Source organism: Dyadobacter sandarakinus (assembly GCF_016894445.1).
Taxonomy (GTDB): Bacteria; Bacteroidota; Bacteroidia; order Cytophagales; family Spirosomataceae; genus Dyadobacter; species Dyadobacter sandarakinus.
Genome location: NZ_CP056775.1, coordinates 2,036,406 through 2,051,008, shown reverse-complemented (window position 1 = coordinate 2,051,008; position 14,603 = coordinate 2,036,406). Strand labels below are relative to the sequence as shown.

Below are 14,603 nucleotides of genomic sequence, written 5' to 3'. Positions count from 1 at the left end.
CGTAAGATCATGGAAAATGACGAGCTGATATCCATTGAAACGTTCTGCACCTACTACGGCGTGGAGCATGATTTTGTAGATTCCCTGCAGGAGAGTGGTCTGATAGAGCTGGTAGTCATGCAGCAGACGCGCTTTCTGCACGTGCCGCACCTCGAACGGATCGAGCGCATGGTGAGGTTGCACAATGACCTGCATATCAACATGGAAGGAATAGGTGCAATCCATACACTGCTGGAACGCATGGATGATATGAACCGCGAGATCACGGCATTGAGGAACCGGCTCCGGCTTTATGAGTAGTGTTTGCGGGTAAACGGACGTATCTTGCGGCTTTGCGGCACTGCCTTTGAGCCGGTAATGATTTGAAACATGAGATTTGACGATTATAGTATAGCCCCCGAGATCAAGAGGAGTCTGGAAGCCGGTGGTTTCAAGCGTCCTACTGATATACAGTTTAAGGCGATTCCTGCGATCATGAAAGGGGAGGACGTACTCGCCATCGCGCAGACAGGGACCGGGAAGACCGCTGCATTTGCAATCCCGATTATTGACCGGCTGCATCGTGAGAAAAGCTCGGCACGTTCCGAGGGGATCAAATGTGTGGTGATGGTGCCGACCAGAGAACTGGCGATCCAGATCACGGAAGTGTTTGCGCAGCTTGCAAAACATACCCGGGTGAAACCTTTCAGCGTATTCGGAGGGGTAGAGCAGGGGCCACAGATCGCCAGGCTGGAAAAGGGCATTGACATACTCGTGTCGACGCCGGGGCGGATGTTTGACCTGGTAAGTCAGGGTTATATCAAGCTGAATGAGGTGGAAGTACTTGTGCTTGACGAGGCTGACCACATGCTCGACCTCGGGTTTATCAAAGATATCCGTGACCTCATCAAGTTCCTTCCGGGAAAGCGGCAAACGCTGTTTTTTTCGGCTACGATCAATGAAAACATTAAAAAGCTCGCCTACTCGCTCGTTCGAAATGCAATCAGGATACAGGTTTCGCCCAAGAATCCGGTTGCAAAAAATATCCGGCATTCGGTTGCATTTATTGCGATGGACGACAAGCGGTTTTTCCTGGAAAGAGTGATCAAGGAAAATCCGGACAGTAAAATTCTGGTGTTTGTCAGGACCAAAGTGCGGGCCGAACGTGTATTTGCGGCGCTGGAACGCATGGGAATCGGCAGTCTTACCATTCATGGCGACAAAGACCAGGGTGACCGCCTTACTGCCATGAATGCATTCAAGAAAGGAGACGTAAAGGTGCTGATTGCCACAGACGTCAGTGCGCGCGGCATCGACATTCCCAATGTGGATTATGTAGTCAACTATGACCTTCCGGAGCAGGCTGAGAATTACGTTCACCGTGTGGGACGTACCGGTCGCGGGATTCACAAAGGTACAGCCGTATCATTTTGCGCGCCCGAGGAAGAGGCGGTTTTGGAGGAGATTGAAAGCTTTCTGGATAAACCCATCACCAGAATGGACATTACCTCCCAGGCCTACTCTGAAACACTGGATTTTACCTCAGACAGCCCGAATGATCTGAAGTCGCTGATGAAGGAGATTGAGGCGATGGAGCAATCGCGGAAGAAGAAGAAAAAGCTTTAAGATCAGCATACAAAAAAGGCAGCAAAACTTAGTTTTGCTGCCTTTTTTGTATGCTGATGATCCTACTCGTTGGTTTTATCAGCAATGATTTGCCCGCGGATTTCGCCGTAGATGTTCTCTTTAGTAGTGATATTCACATAGAGTGCGCCGGTGATGAGGACAGTTTGCTGGTCAGTATTCAGCTTTATTGTGCCCTGTACCTGGCCACCTGCCGGATTTTCGGCCAGTGTAAACAGGATAGGTCCGGCCGCCCATGCAGGCGAAGGATTATTGATCGTCACCGAAGTAGGTGTAATGTTCTGATAATTGATATTGTACTTCAGGTCCCTGGTCACCTTGTTGTACTCAAAAACACCAGTGCCCTGTGCGGAAGATGTAGCTTTAGGAACGGTTGGAGTACTATTTATTACAGCAGTGAAAGTCACGATATCGCTCTTATGCGGACCTTCTTCCTTACAGGAAGAAATGAACCCCAGCATGCAAACTCCTGCGATCAATAGTAAAAAACGTTTCATTGGCTTTTTCATACATTCTTTAATTTTTTGAAAAAATTTTACGCCTAAATATATACAAACTTACGGCAGTACAAAAATGATACCAATTTGCATTCTAAATATTCCAGAGATCACTTTTGCGAATATAAACGATCCGGTTGTTCCATATAACTCTGTTCCAATGGTCTACAGACCCCAAAATAGTTAGCTTATGACCTTTACCGACCCGTTCCACAACAGGCGCAGCTGACGAAGGTTCGTCCCGCAGAAAGGTGTTGTCGTTGATGATAATGCATGTTTTATAAAGTGACGGAGCATTCAAAATTCCAAGCAGCACGAGCAGGTACACGACGATGGACACCTTGTGGATCTGCAGAATCGGCTCTCTCCGCCGCGCTTTGGACACCATGATTGCAACGATGTACGTACCTAGTGTAAGCAGGAAAACCGGAACATAGTCGCCGTAGCGCCGGTAGAAGATGATAAAGTAATTGTAGTCGTCAAACTCATAGCCGGTAAGTCCCTGCTCTCCGGCAATTTTATCCATTTTCTCAAAGAGGCGGCGCGACGGATTAACAAGTGCCAGCTTGCTCAGGTAATACAGGCAGTCGGTATAATTATTGGTTTTCTCAGCAAGAAAAGCCAGTTTGAGAAGGAGGCTCTGGTTGTTTTTTTTATCCTCGCTGAAGTTTTTTTCGTACAGGGCGAGCGCCTCCGGGTACTTGGCCATAGCGAACAGAGAATCAGCGATTTTAAGCTCGCTCTTTGGCGCTGCGGCAGTCGGCAAAGACCAGCTCAGGAGCGCTATGACAGGCCATAAGAAGGCATTTTTAGTTATTTTGATTTGCATTATACGTCCACAAACTCTACTTTTGCATCGCAATTACGGAAATGGCTTGTGCATATCCAAGTTGCGCCAACCGATTCCGTAGCTCAGCTGGTAGAGCAATACACTTTTAATGTATGGGTCCTGGGTTCGAATCCCAGCGGGATCACTTCAAGAAGTAACAAAATGCATCAAAAGCCTGCAAATCAAACGATTGCAGGCTTTTTTGTTTGCCGCAACTATACCAAAACGTTCAAATATTCTCAAAGGTTTGGTGATTAATTCGGTGAGTCAATGAGCCTGCAAAGTTGACTCACCAGGAATCACGTAACTAATTGAAAGACAACATGTCCACGCGATGGACATCTTGCGCTGACCAGGCTTGCAAGACTACATTTGTTTAACCTTTAAACCAGAGAATGGTTATGAAAACAAAGCTGAGTCTGCTTTTCTATTTGAAGAAGCCGAGAAATTATCAGGATGGATCAATACCCATTTATTTAAGAGTTACTGTCGATGGCAAGAGGTCGGAGATTGAGACGGGACGGGAATGTGAGCCAAAGGTATGGAACGCCGCAGCAGGGCGTATGCTCGGTAACAAGGAAGCGGTGAAATCGCTTAATGCCTATCTAGGAAACCTTGAACAGCAGTTCTTGGATGCCCAAGCTTCCCTATTTCGGGAAGGAGAACTTGCAACTGCCGAGAGTATTAAAAACAGATTTCTTGGAATCGGGCCGAAGCAACGAATGCTTATGGCAGTTATCGTAGAGCACAATCGAAGATTGCATTCGTTGATTGGTCAGGAATACGCTGTCGGCACTTTCAAAAGGTACGAGGTGCTGAGACGCCACACCGAAAACTTCCTCAAAGCAAACTACAATGTGACGGACTTCGATATTAGACGCATTGATTTTGCTTTCATCGCAGATTATGAATTTTATCTACGCTCGGTTCGCAAAATGGGGAACAAGCTATGGTGAAGCATATGAAGATGTTTCGCAAGATCGTAAATATCTGCCTCGGAAACGGCTGGATCAGCCTTGATCCGTACCTGAACTTCAAGGGCAAATTTAAAAAAGTCGATAAAGCAATTCTCACCAAAGAAGAACTGGACTTGATCGCAGCAAAGGAGTTTGCGAGCGATCGACTTACCCAGGTCAGGGATACCTTTCTATTCTGCTGTTACACGGGTCTTGCATATTCAGACATCCAGAGTCTGGAAAGAAGCGACATTTCAAGAGGGATTGATGGTGAGCAATGGATCTTTACCCACCGTACAAAAACGAATGTGAAATCACACATTCCACTACTCCCCGAGGCACTAGCGATAATTAGGCGTTACGAAGAAAATCCAGTTTCTTAGTCGCGCGGACGAGTTTTCCCTGTTCCGAGCAACCAGAAAATGAACGATTACTTAAAGGAGATAGCGGTGGTTTGTGGGATTGACAAAGTTCTGACTTCCCATGTTGCCAGGCATACATTCGCGACAACAATTACTTTGCAAAATGGTGTACCGATCGAAAGCGTTTCCAAGATGTTAGGTCATACGAACATCCGCACAACACAGATTTATGCGAAAATTCTGGATTTGAAGGTGAGTGAAGACATGCAAGCCCTCAAAGGTCGATTAGCTAAGAAGACCGGAACAGATCATTAGCAAAGTATGTCAGAAAAGGTAGAGCCGTCAAACCAGATTTGGCGGCTCTCTTTGTTTTAAAGTATTAAGATTTTAAGAAGTGTAATTGCCAATAAGATATCATGTTTGGACAAACAAAACTCGGCCAAAGGGCAGCTAAATAAGTGGCCCCATTATTCGAGCCTGTCGATAAGGTTAGCCAAAAGCTTACGGCATAATGGCGGTATCTCATTGATGCATGATGTAGTAAAACACCGCCAGCCTCCGGCACTTATTCCGTTTCCTTTTGGCTATTCGGGGGCCACTGTTAGAAGGGCTCATCCTGAGAGGCTTTTTGTTCCTGCTTTGGTGCAGTGGATTGGGAGACTTGTTGAGATTGACGGTTGTGCAGCTTATGCACGTTCGCATCGAAGATTGTGAAATCGTTTAAGCTTGAAATTACCGGCGCGGGTTTTCGAACAAAATCTTGGTGGAAGTTACATCCAATCGATATATTGTTGAAATTGTAAACCCATATTTGCTACACTCCTATGAATCAAATCAGCCACTTTCTCGGCCAACCCTGGTGGCAGGGCGTTTCCGTCATATTAGCAGTTGTCGGATTGATCCTTGCTGCAATTCAGCTTCGTAAAAAGAAACTTGGCTACATCATCCAGTTTTCAGAGTCCGTATTTGCAGAAGATTTAGGTTTGACAGAGCAACTATCTATTTCCTATAAAGGCGAGGCGGTCAAAGCGCTGAGAGTAGCATCGGTTAAAATTAAGAACTACGGTTTTTTACCAATCAAAAGTGATGATTTCCATGAAGGCTTAGAAATCAGGCTAAATGGTAATCTTCGGATTCTTGATTGTGAGATAAAACCGCTGAATCCACGAAATTTAAAAATCAATCATTCGATTAATAATCAATCTATTATTATTCACCCGACTCTCCTGAATTCAAAAGACACTTTTCTGCTCAAAGTTATTTACGATGGTGAAGAAGCTGATATTGAACCGAGCTGTCGTATAGTGGGAGTTAGTCGAATCAAGAATTTGGAATCGCTCAAACAGGCAACTAAACATTTAACAGTTTTGGTTGTATTTGCTACAATTTTTCTCTACACATTTTTAAACTGGATCTTTCTCCCGACCACAGACAATTATGGGTATCAGGTTTTTATAGTCTTTATCCTATTAGTATTTATGACCTATTCATTGATTTACAAAGACCGAATTTTATCCGATTTATAAGAGTTTCGATCGATTAAAGCGAACATTAAGAGATGAGTGAATTGTTGGAAATTACAGAAAAGGATATCGCCGAATTAAACGATTCTGATTTGCGAGGCTTAATCGGGTTACTGTGTGAGGCAGAGTGCAGAAAGAATGGAATTTCAACAAAGGCAATCCAATGGGGAGGGCCTCAGGATGCCCCTGATGATGGTATAGACGTATCAGTGGCCTCTGAAATTCAGTTTCCGACGGGATCTTACATTCCCCGCTCAAATGTGATATTCCAAAGCAAAGTCACAGATATGTCTCCGTCTTTGATTCGAAAAGAAATGAATCGTTCGGGTCAACTTCGCGATAGTATTCGTGAGCTTACAAAAACCGGAGGCGCTTATATTGTAGTATCAGGTCACAGTTTAGAAACAAAAAGATGCAACGTGAGGATCGCCGAAATGAAGAAAATTGTTGGCGAGCTCAACATAATGGTAGATTACTATCATGGCGGACGTATAGCATCGTGGGTGCGGGAAAATCCTTCGATGATCTTGTGGGTTCGCCAAAGAGCCAAACGACCTATTTATGGCTGGCAATCCTATAATGACTGGACATTTAACCTTGGAACTGGCGAGACTTATATTCTTGACCAGGATTGCCGTCTTGTTGATAAAAGAAATGGTAACAGTCTTGAAATGACAATTGAAAGTGGCATTTCCGAAATGAGGAATTTGCTTTCTAAACCAGGAAATTATCTGAGGCTTACAGGATTGTCCGGTGTAGGAAAGACCCGGCTCGCGCAGGCTCTTTTCGACGAAAGCATCGGAGACAATCAACTGAATCAGTCCACCGTCATTTACACCGATATTTCCTTTGATCCCAAACCCAGTCCGCAAAATTTGATAGAGCAGCTTGTTGCTGGCCAAAATGAAGTCATTCTCATCATCGACAATTGCACTCCTACGCTGCATTCTGATCTGGTAAACAAGTTGAAAATTCAGCCGCATTCGATCAGTTTGCTGACGATCGAATATGACGTTAGAGACGATCTGCCGGATGAAACCGGAGTTTTTCATTTGGAACCGTCAAGTGATCAGCTCATTCAAAAATTGGTTTTACGACAATTCCCTAAGATTAGCGAGCTGGATGCATGGAAAATTGCCGAGGTTTCCGGTGGCAATGCGCGCGTAGCTATCGCTTTGGCAAATACTGTAAAGCCGGGCGAATCAATTGGTCATCTGCGTAATAATCAGCTTTTTGACAGACTCTTTAATCAAAGAAATCCTGAAAATGAAAGCTTAAAAAATTCAGCGGAAATACTTTCTCTGGTTTATTCCTATGATATAGAAAATAGTGAGTCCGAGAATTCTGAACTTGGAGTACTTAGTGCAATGAGTTCCATAACAGCCCACACGCTTTTCAAACATACCGTCGATCTCAAAGATCGCGACCTTGTTCAATCCCGCGGGAAATTCAGGGCGGTGCTACCTCATGCTATTGCAAATAAGCTGGCAATACGAGGTTTGGCGTTTGTAACTAACTCTTCAATCGATGAATACTTGCTGCGAGAAGGCAATGAGCGCATGATCCGCTCATTCAGTCGGCGGCTCAGCTATATTCCGGATAATGAGCGGGCACAAGATATTGTGAAAAATTGGCTGGCACCAAATACAGGGTGGATGAATGATGTTAGTGATTTAAGTGAATTCGGACTTTCAGTCTTTGAAAATTTGGCAACCATAGCTCCGGAACATGCATTGGCTGCAATTGAAAGGGCAGCGTTACTATCGGAAAGATTTGCCAGTCGGGATAATAGACATTTCTCCCGATTTTTCCATCTTTTGAGGCATATTGCTTACGACGGACATCTATTTGTAAGAAGTACAAATGTGATGGCTGCTATTGCGATTTCTGAAAAAATCGATGAGAGTTACAATCCCGTTCGTGAAGACTTTACCGACATGTTCCATATAGTTGGATCTGGTACATATGCGCCTCTGAATTCGCGCTTGCAAGTCATTAATCTGCTCTGGGAATACAACGATACCAATAAACAGCAACTTGCAATAGAACTGATTGATGCTGCCTTAGAAGCTTGGCACTTACAGCCTCGTCGTAGTCCAAGCTTTGGTTCAAAATCACGAGATTTCGGAGTAGTCCCAAAGAATTCAGATGAGAGGAAGATTTGGTTTGTAACAGTGGTTGAGCAATGCATTCGAATGTTCAACGAAAACACGCCGTTCAAAGCAGTACTTAGCAATATTCTGGCGTCAAAACTGCGAGGTATCTGGACGAAGGCGCGTTTGTTTGACGTGGTTCAATCAATTTGTGAACAGATGACTCAAAATGGTTTCTGGGCACAAGGATGGTTGAAATTTTTATCGATCATCAGATTCGACTTGAAGAAGGAGGCCGCCGAATTACAGCAACGGTTAACAACGCTCGAAAAATCGCTACAACCAAAAAGCTTGCATGATAAGCTAGTGGTATACTTTCTGACAGATGCCAAAGGAGCTGACTTATCTTTTGCCTTAACAGGAGATGATAAAATTAACTTCAAAGAGTTATTCGAAATAGTTGAAAGCTTAGGTAATGAATTGATTAATGATCATTATACAAGCAATAAAGCAATACCGTTGCTGCTCTGCTCTGAGAATGGCAACCTGTTTCATTTAGGTAGAGGAATGTATTGGGGAGTAAGTGACAAACAGACGGGTTGGAACAACTTGTTAAGCCAATATTTGAGATTACCACCGGAGAAACGTAAGCCTGTTTTGCTGAAAGGATGGATTAACCGCGCTTATGAAGACAATGAGCTTTATTCAGATGAAATCTTGAAGCACGTATTGAAAGTGGAAGACACAAAGCATTTATTTTTTTCACTCCAGGCCTCGATCCCGGTAAGCCAAAATGGAATGGCGTTGTTAGAACAAACCCTTGAAGACTTGGAGTTTGATTCCGACGAATTTAAATCGCTTGCATATTCACTCGTTAATTCGACTATCCCAACTGAATTATTAACAAATATTGTTAGAAAGATCTTGAATCGCCCGGGCGGCCAACAATCAGCGTTTGAAATTATATATTCCAAATGTTGGGTGATAGAATCAAGCGCATGCGATGGTTTGGCTGATGAATTGGTCGAAATTGGAAGGCGCCTTCTTGTAGAGTTGGATTTAGATAGGGAATTGAGATCAGAAGCTAGTTACAAAGTTGATACCGTGATTCAAAGATGTTTCAAAGGTGAAGACGCTTTCAAATCTGCTAATGAGTTCTCCACAAAGCTTTTTCGTTTATTTAGAAAAAACTATGGTTTTGCAAGTCGCGCCACCAGTGTTTTGATAGAGTTGACCAAAGTACAACCAATTTGCTTTTTAAACGGACTTTTAGAAAGATCCAATCATGATGAAGATACAGAATGGTTCATTGCTGATAGTTTTGAAGAATTCAATTTATATATTTCGCGGATACCAAATGATTTAATCATCAATTGGTGCAATGAAGATCCCCATATACGCTATAAATTTATGGGTGGCGCAATGGTTAGCTTTGAGGGCAACGAAGAAGTCGGAAATCTAATTTGGAAACCGATTTTTTGGCGATTAGTTGAAAATGCGCCAAACATTATGGAACTGTTGGATGCAATCGAGGGTACATTAAGACCGCTAGCTGTCGTCGGGTCTCGGACAAACGCCTATCGGGCCAGGCTTACATTGTTTTCTACTTTATTTGATAATCCGAATGAGGAAATTTCTCAATGGGCAAGGTCGAAGTTTCGCCAGTGGAATAAGGATGTAGAATCAGAAAGGAAGCATGAAGAAGAACGAAATCAATATCAAAATGAAAGCTTTGAATGATGCGTTCAATCTTTATCTTGACTCTCAGTAAACTGTTCAATCCGCTCTCTACAAATCCGTTCCGTCAAATCTTTCAGCAATGCAACCCGGCTGCCAAGGTATTCCAATTCCTCTTTTTCAATCTTGTAATTCTTTTCATACCTAGCGTCAATGTAGGCCTTTTTTAGAAGTTGAAACATTCGGTCTTCCTCGGCTGTATTTCTAGGAAAAACCGTCGCAAAATCGGAATGGAGTTTTATCGCTTGATTCCCCAATTCCTGGATATCATGAATTTTTGGCTTGTAATCTGTGAATACCAAAAGAACTGCGGTATAAAATCGTTCTGTCGCTTGGTGAAGTTCAAAAGCTGCATTAGCGTAGAAAACGGAATCACTCTCTGCTTCCTGACAATAAAGTTTAAAACCTACCAAAAATGCACCAGCCGATTTGAACCAATGCTCAAAGGCATCCGTCGCTTTTGACTGTCTTTCTTCTGAGTTCATCAATCTTGGCTCAGATAAGCTGTATTTCCCGGAATCGTAAAGTATAATTCCTTCCCTCAAAATGTCGACGAAGAAATAGTAATTCCGCTCGATCTTGTCATTCACAAAGCCAATGCTGTGGTAGATAATGCTGGTTCGTGTAATATCCTGATTGGCCATCAGCTCCTTGTCCAGCTCTCGCGACTTCTTGACTTGCTTGGCGGAGTTCTTGTCTTTGGTGACGATAAGAATGTCGAAGTCGCTCACGTACTCGTACTTTTCCTGGTAATCCTCTACCCAGTCACCGCGTGCATAGCTGCCGAAGAGGATGATCATTTCAGCTGGGACTTTGTCCAGGATGATGGCGGTGAGGGCTTTTAGTTGGTCTTGCTTGGTTTGTGGGAGGTGAGTGAGGGTGGTTTTCATTCGTGTGTGATATTTTTGTTGGTTATACTTCGCAGTTTTAATGGCTTTTGCAAAATTGGTCATCTTCCTTAAACATTACCGATTTTCGTTATTAATAAACATATTTCGTCAATACTTTCATTGATTTCTAGCAAAATAGTTATTTGGCCAATATTCCACCGTCTGCCTTCCCAATTCCGCTCTTCTATTTCCTTGGTCTCTACGTGCCAATCAAACGTACCTTTCAGATTTTTATCATAACCAAAAATATGATAGGCATTGTTAACTATACCTTCGTACTCTCTGTAAAAATTGAAGTATGAATAGTTTATACTCCGTTTACGTAATAAGATATAATTTTCTCTATCTTCATTCATGAGTTCAATTCTGTTAAAATGACCCAGAAAGTTGTGATTACATTTTATTTCTGTTGTTTGACGATTAAATTGTAATGAGGGCTTTGTCCTGACAACCAATCCTGTTTTTATTTGATTTTCCAAAAGCTTAGTGAACGTGCTAAAATCATCTTCGGGTAAGTTACTATTTAAAGCTAGGTAATTTATAAATTCTTCGATATGAAATACCTGACTTTCAATCCCTAACAAGCGGTAGAGTGCTTTTGTCTTTTTCAGAAACCCTTGATCTTCTGAAACGACGAAATCACAGAAGGCTCCATAGTAGCTATGGAAGGCGTCATTCAATACATTTCGAAATCTTGCATTTTTTTCTTTGCTTATTCCGAGCAAGTCGAGCGAAAAGTATGCCTGTGTATAGAAATCATAATCTGTAATAACTTTCTTGCCATCAGGATTCAAGTTACTGTTTACAAATTCAATGAAAGTCTTTTGCAGAACTGAATTTTTCAAATCATCATTAAAGTCGATTTCACTATATTCAATAGTAAATTTTCCGTCATTTAAATTTTTATCTATGACGTTCCGCAAACCCTTGTATGCAGTTTTGTCTTCTTCCAAAGTCTTGACTACACCCATGAAGTGCTCTGCCCATTCTAGGACAGAAATCGTACTTAAATTTTCCGGAAGAAATCTACCTAGCGAATCAGAAAAGTCTGCTGGCATTTGAATGTTTTTCAAAACACCAAAATCAAACCTTTGATTTTTTATGAAATTAATGGACTCCTGGATTTTTTCAACTTCTTTTTCGGACGCAAAGCTCAAATCTATGTCATCAAATAAAGTTGTAAATGAAAGTGCTTCTTCTTCTACATCAACACTTTTGAAAGCCTCAACGGGTCGGGCCAAATAGCAACTCGTTCTTTTTTCAGAAGCATTGTATGATAAGTAATTATCACCAACAATGTCGTCCATGAAATCTAGCTCTCGGTATTTAATATCTGTTTTATCGTTCTTTAAATCCAGCAGATGCGCATGTGAATAACAGAAAAGATACCTATTTTTATTTTTTAATAAGTCGTTTAAAAGGCTTTGATATGCAGGTTTATCTCTTTTGTAAAGAAAGCTGAAAATTTGCTTGTCAAAATAAACTCGCTGCATAATATCCTATTCGTTTATGGTAAAAAATTTAACTAATGAGCCGTTTGTTGAATGAGCGAAACAAATTTCAGCTAGTTACGTTTAATTTTAAATGTCCTCCCAAACCATCTCTAACAATCCGCATCAATGTCGAAAGCCTAATATCGCTTGCATTGTTCTCAATCCTCGAAATGTAGGTTTTCGTTGTTCCGCATTTGTCTGCAAGTTGCTCCTGTGTCAAGCCTTGCTTTTTTCGCAGCTCTTGAATCATAGCGCCCAATTTGAAGGCCTCAAATTCTTCTTCGTATTGTTCTCTTTCTGGTGTTCCTCGTTCGCCATATTGATCGTCCAGGTGCGCGCAAAACGAAGTTAGCTTTTTATTTAGAGTCCCGTTGTTCATTGAAATATTGTTTTTTAAGTTTTTCTGCCAGTTCCAACTCGCTTTTTGGTGTTTTCTGTGTCTTCTTGTTAAATCCGTTCACAAGTACTATCAGGTTTCCTTTATCAAAAAAGCTAAAAACGCGATAAATGTCCGATCCGACTTCAACCCTGACTTCATAAATTCCCGACGAGTTGGTCATATGCTTAAAGTATTTTTCAGGCACTTTGTCAATTGTAGCAATGAGCTGCAACGTCCAGTTGAACTTCTTCTTTACTTCTGGCCTCAAAGTCTCGAAGAAATCCCGGTAATGATTCTCATAGTAAAAGATCTCCCGGATGAAGTGTACGCTCATCAATCGTGTGTGGTTATTCGATTTTATAAAGTTATCCAAATAGGTAACAATAGCAAAAGTTTTTCTCAGCAAAGGAATCAAAACTTTCAGTCCTCAGTATCAGCGAGCTGGACCCCTTCCGGTTTGCTGGCTTTTTGGTGATGTAGATGTAGCAGCTGTGATCCAGAAAAGGCCGCTCATTAAAATGCCGCTCGCTTTGCATCGACAAAAAGCTTTTGTCCTCCCGCGAAAAGTCCGGCTCGTAGCGGCTGTCGACAAACCAATCCTGCTTGTGGAAGACCGAATGTGCTGGTAGCACTCGGAGCGCTTTCACCCATGTTTGGTGAAAAGCTTCGTAGTCGTTGTCGGAGAGGGTGAATATTTCAGGCAAATCTGCCTGAAATACCACCGTGATGTCCCCTGCTTGGATAAAATGCAATCGTGCTCCACATCCATGATCGGGATCAAATCATCGAATAACTTTTCCATTGTTGGTGCTGGTTTTGAAAATGCGCCTAGAATTGGACTTTACATGTCTGGGCACACCTCGCCGGGCCAGCATTTTGGTGACACCGTGCTCGCCATAGGCCGAGCTCAGGTGATAAATGCCCATGATCATCGGGATGCCCAGGCAAATCACAATGCCGACGCAGATGTAAGAGCGGATGCCGCAGACGTACAGCAGCGTGTAAATTGCAAACAAAACGATCGCTGCCCCGCCCATATACCAGATGTACTGTGCTTTGAGCCCCTTGAACTCAATGGAAGTGTTGACGCCCTTGTTGATTTGGTAAACGCTCGTGCTGGCCATAACGCTTAACCTTATAGGCCAAAGAAAGATTGCAGCACGGTAGCCACCACCACCAGGAAAATACAGCTGCCAAACCACGCCGCCGCGACCTTGCCCGTATCATTGTCCCCAGCGTTCCATTTCTGGAAGACCTTCACTGCGCCCACCAGCCCGAGCACCGCACCGATGGCATACATCAGCTGCGTGCCTGGCTCGAAGTAACTACGCACCTGGCTGTCGGCTTCGGAGATACCCGCTGCGCCGTCCTGCGCTTTGGCAGTGATTGCCATTACTGAGAGCAGCGCCGCTGCCCATACTTGTTTTGCCCTGCTCGAAAGGGCTGCTTTCCCACATTTCATACGCCTCTTTGATTATTGTTTTGAACTTGTTTGCTGGGTTTGTCTCCTTGCGGCTCCCAGGTCCTAAGACCCGGGAGCGCAGGAGAGCGGGCTCATCATTAAACCTCCTTCCATAACTCCTCTAGCTCTACAGCACTGAGGTTGATGAAGCCATATTTTGCAGATTCCGAAGTGATCACATTGTTGATCGCCTCGCGGAACGGCGTGCCTTTGATAGCAGAAAAATCTTTGATCAATATCTGGATCAGGAAAATCAGATCCCGCTTTTCATAGCCTTTTTGGTATGCTTCCCAGATGCTATTCCTGAGATTCGAGCTGAGCTCCTCGACCTTGGCAAACAAGGCTTCACTTTGCCATGGCTGTTTTTTTACTTCAACAGGTTCAGCTGTTTCTTCCGGCTGATTAACCTCGGGTTTGCTCATCGGCGGGGGCTTTTCCGGCCGGTCCCAGAACCGGGACTTTGAATTGAGCAGAGCTTTAATGTCTTGCCTGTAATACCGGATGCCGATGATCACATAGTAGATCGCCACTGCGGCACCCACTGCCAGAAAGTAGCCTGTCCAGGATAAATGCGTTGCCATAACTCATGTTGTTTTAAGGTTGCTGCTGCATTGATTACCTGACAAAACAACACTCAAAACCAAGGCACTTCAAGTACAAGTTTTTCTTGTACCCTTGCCGAAATGACTGTACCCCAATGATTATCAATGATGTAGAAAAACGAATTACGACGAGCCTCGCTAAGATTTCTGTGCAGAC

At 43.2% G+C, this 14,603-nt stretch carries 17 protein-coding genes and 1 tRNA gene; 8 read left to right on the top strand and 10 right to left on the bottom strand.

The genetic code is table 11. The features are described 5' to 3' along the window. Positions 1-9 precede the first annotated feature (9 nt). Positions 10-300 carry a chaperone modulator CbpM gene (locus HWI92_RS08155; protein WP_204662566.1) on the top strand — a complete coding sequence of 97 codons (291 nt, stop codon included), beginning with the start codon at positions 10-12 and terminating at the stop codon, positions 298-300. 69 nt (positions 301-369) lie between these two features. Further along, positions 370-1,605, top strand: coding sequence for a DEAD/DEAH box helicase (locus HWI92_RS08150; RefSeq protein WP_204662564.1), 1,236 nt, complete (start codon positions 370-372; stop codon positions 1,603-1,605). Positions 1,606-1,667: 62 nt separating this feature from the next. Here the strand turns inward: HWI92_RS08150 and HWI92_RS08145 are convergent, their stop codons facing one another. Together HWI92_RS08145 and HWI92_RS08140 are read right to left on the bottom strand one after the other, a co-directional pair. After that, positions 1,668-2,132: a CHRD domain-containing protein gene (locus HWI92_RS08145; protein WP_204662562.1), complete on the bottom strand. Its 465-nt coding sequence runs from the start codon at positions 2,130-2,132 to the stop codon at positions 1,668-1,670. An 82-nt stretch (positions 2,133-2,214) separates the two neighbouring features. Beyond that, positions 2,215-2,949, bottom strand: a complete 735-nt coding sequence (locus tag HWI92_RS08140) for an SH3 domain-containing protein (protein ID WP_229249130.1) — start codon at positions 2,947-2,949, stop codon at positions 2,215-2,217. Between the two features lie 72 nt (positions 2,950-3,021). Here HWI92_RS08140 and HWI92_RS08135 point away from each other — a divergent pair. The 6 genes from HWI92_RS08135 to HWI92_RS08120 all read left to right on the top strand — a co-directional run bounded on the left by HWI92_RS08135 (position 3,022) and on the right by HWI92_RS08120 (position 9,623). Continuing rightward, positions 3,022-3,094 (top strand) — tRNA-Lys (locus HWI92_RS08135). 256 nt (positions 3,095-3,350) lie between these two features. Beyond that, positions 3,351-3,905, top strand: a complete 555-nt coding sequence (locus HWI92_RS25295; RefSeq protein ID WP_229249128.1) for a phage integrase SAM-like domain-containing protein — start codon at positions 3,351-3,353, stop codon at positions 3,903-3,905. Between the two features lie 5 nt (positions 3,906-3,910). Continuing rightward, positions 3,911-4,288 carry a site-specific integrase gene (locus HWI92_RS25290; protein WP_229249126.1) on the top strand — a complete coding sequence of 126 codons (378 nt, stop codon included), beginning with the start codon at positions 3,911-3,913 and terminating at the stop codon, positions 4,286-4,288. A 39-nt stretch (positions 4,289-4,327) separates the two neighbouring features. Further along, positions 4,328-4,582, top strand: a complete 255-nt coding sequence (locus HWI92_RS25285; RefSeq protein WP_229249124.1) for a tyrosine-type recombinase/integrase — start codon at positions 4,328-4,330, stop codon at positions 4,580-4,582. Positions 4,583-5,091: 509 nt separating this feature from the next. After that, on the top strand, positions 5,092-5,793 hold the full coding sequence (locus tag HWI92_RS08125; protein ID WP_204662559.1) for a hypothetical protein: 702 nt from the start codon (positions 5,092-5,094) through the stop codon (positions 5,791-5,793). A 32-nt stretch (positions 5,794-5,825) separates the two neighbouring features. Next, positions 5,826-9,623 carry a hypothetical protein gene (locus HWI92_RS08120; protein ID WP_204662557.1) on the top strand — a complete coding sequence of 1,266 codons (3,798 nt, stop codon included), beginning with the start codon at positions 5,826-5,828 and terminating at the stop codon, positions 9,621-9,623. 5 nt (positions 9,624-9,628) lie between these two features. Here the strand turns inward: HWI92_RS08120 and HWI92_RS08115 are convergent, their stop codons facing one another. From HWI92_RS08115 to HWI92_RS08080, 8 genes are all read right to left on the bottom strand, one after another. After that, the gene (locus HWI92_RS08115; RefSeq protein WP_204662555.1) at positions 9,629-10,510 is read right to left on the bottom strand and encodes a HEPN domain-containing protein; all 882 of its coding nucleotides are present in this window, start codon (positions 10,508-10,510) and stop codon (positions 9,629-9,631) included. Between the two features lie 68 nt (positions 10,511-10,578). Next, entirely contained in the window at positions 10,579-12,003 is a 1,425-nt protein-coding gene (locus HWI92_RS08110) for a hypothetical protein (protein WP_204662553.1), read from the bottom strand. 67 nt (positions 12,004-12,070) lie between these two features. Next, positions 12,071-12,382, bottom strand: coding sequence for a helix-turn-helix domain-containing protein (locus tag HWI92_RS08105; RefSeq protein WP_204662551.1), 312 nt, complete (start codon positions 12,380-12,382; stop codon positions 12,071-12,073). Further along, a complete protein-coding gene (locus HWI92_RS08100) occupies positions 12,360-12,716 on the bottom strand; it encodes a type II toxin-antitoxin system RelE/ParE family toxin (RefSeq protein WP_204662549.1) in 357 nt (118 codons plus the stop codon). Before HWI92_RS08100 ends, HWI92_RS08105 begins: the two co-directional genes overlap by 23 nt. A gap of 31 nt (positions 12,717-12,747) precedes the next feature. Next, positions 12,748-13,104: a hypothetical protein gene (locus tag HWI92_RS25590; RefSeq protein WP_374757897.1), complete on the bottom strand. Its 357-nt coding sequence runs from the start codon at positions 13,102-13,104 to the stop codon at positions 12,748-12,750. 60 nt (positions 13,105-13,164) lie between these two features. Then, positions 13,165-13,506, bottom strand: a complete 342-nt coding sequence (locus HWI92_RS08090) for a DUF4133 domain-containing protein (protein ID WP_204662544.1) — start codon at positions 13,504-13,506, stop codon at positions 13,165-13,167. An 11-nt stretch (positions 13,507-13,517) separates the two neighbouring features. Beyond that, entirely contained in the window at positions 13,518-13,844 is a 327-nt protein-coding gene (locus HWI92_RS08085) for a DUF4134 domain-containing protein (protein ID WP_204662541.1), read from the bottom strand. A gap of 98 nt (positions 13,845-13,942) precedes the next feature. After that, positions 13,943-14,425, bottom strand: coding sequence for a hypothetical protein (locus tag HWI92_RS08080; protein ID WP_204662538.1), 483 nt, complete (start codon positions 14,423-14,425; stop codon positions 13,943-13,945). Positions 14,426-14,603 lie beyond the last annotated feature (178 nt).

What these genes read in the sequence shown, in the direction of transcription:
- HWI92_RS08155 (WP_204662566.1), top strand. Translation starts at nt 10, where the DNA reads ATGGAAAATGACGAGCTGATATCCATTGAAACGTTCTGCACCTACTAC.
- HWI92_RS08150 (WP_204662564.1), top strand. Translation starts at nt 370, where the DNA reads ATGAGATTTGACGATTATAGTATAGCCCCCGAGATCAAGAGGAGTCTG.
- HWI92_RS25285 (WP_229249124.1), top strand. Translation starts at nt 4,328, where the DNA reads ATGAACGATTACTTAAAGGAGATAGCGGTGGTTTGTGGGATTGACAAA.
- HWI92_RS08125 (WP_204662559.1), top strand. Translation starts at nt 5,092, where the DNA reads ATGAATCAAATCAGCCACTTTCTCGGCCAACCCTGGTGGCAGGGCGTT.
- HWI92_RS08105 (WP_204662551.1), bottom strand. Translation starts at nt 12,382, where the DNA reads ATGAACAACGGGACTCTAAATAAAAAGCTAACTTCGTTTTGCGCGCAC.
- HWI92_RS25290 (WP_229249126.1), top strand. Translation starts at nt 3,911, where the DNA reads ATGAAGATGTTTCGCAAGATCGTAAATATCTGCCTCGGAAACGGCTGG.
- HWI92_RS08090 (WP_204662544.1), bottom strand. Translation starts at nt 13,506, where the DNA reads ATGGCCAGCACGAGCGTTTACCAAATCAACAAGGGCGTCAACACTTCC.
- HWI92_RS08120 (WP_204662557.1), top strand. Translation starts at nt 5,826, where the DNA reads ATGAGTGAATTGTTGGAAATTACAGAAAAGGATATCGCCGAATTAAAC.
- HWI92_RS08145 (WP_204662562.1), bottom strand. Translation starts at nt 2,132, where the DNA reads ATGAAAAAGCCAATGAAACGTTTTTTACTATTGATCGCAGGAGTTTGC.
- HWI92_RS25295 (WP_229249128.1), top strand. Translation starts at nt 3,351, where the DNA reads ATGAAAACAAAGCTGAGTCTGCTTTTCTATTTGAAGAAGCCGAGAAAT.
- HWI92_RS08100 (WP_204662549.1), bottom strand. Translation starts at nt 12,716, where the DNA reads ATGAGCGTACACTTCATCCGGGAGATCTTTTACTATGAGAATCATTAC.
- HWI92_RS08080 (WP_204662538.1), bottom strand. Translation starts at nt 14,425, where the DNA reads ATGGCAACGCATTTATCCTGGACAGGCTACTTTCTGGCAGTGGGTGCC.
- HWI92_RS08140 (WP_229249130.1), bottom strand. Translation starts at nt 2,949, where the DNA reads ATGCAAATCAAAATAACTAAAAATGCCTTCTTATGGCCTGTCATAGCG.
- HWI92_RS08115 (WP_204662555.1), bottom strand. Translation starts at nt 10,510, where the DNA reads ATGAAAACCACCCTCACTCACCTCCCACAAACCAAGCAAGACCAACTA.
- HWI92_RS08085 (WP_204662541.1), bottom strand. Translation starts at nt 13,844, where the DNA reads ATGAAATGTGGGAAAGCAGCCCTTTCGAGCAGGGCAAAACAAGTATGG.
- HWI92_RS08110 (WP_204662553.1), bottom strand. Translation starts at nt 12,003, where the DNA reads ATGCAGCGAGTTTATTTTGACAAGCAAATTTTCAGCTTTCTTTACAAA.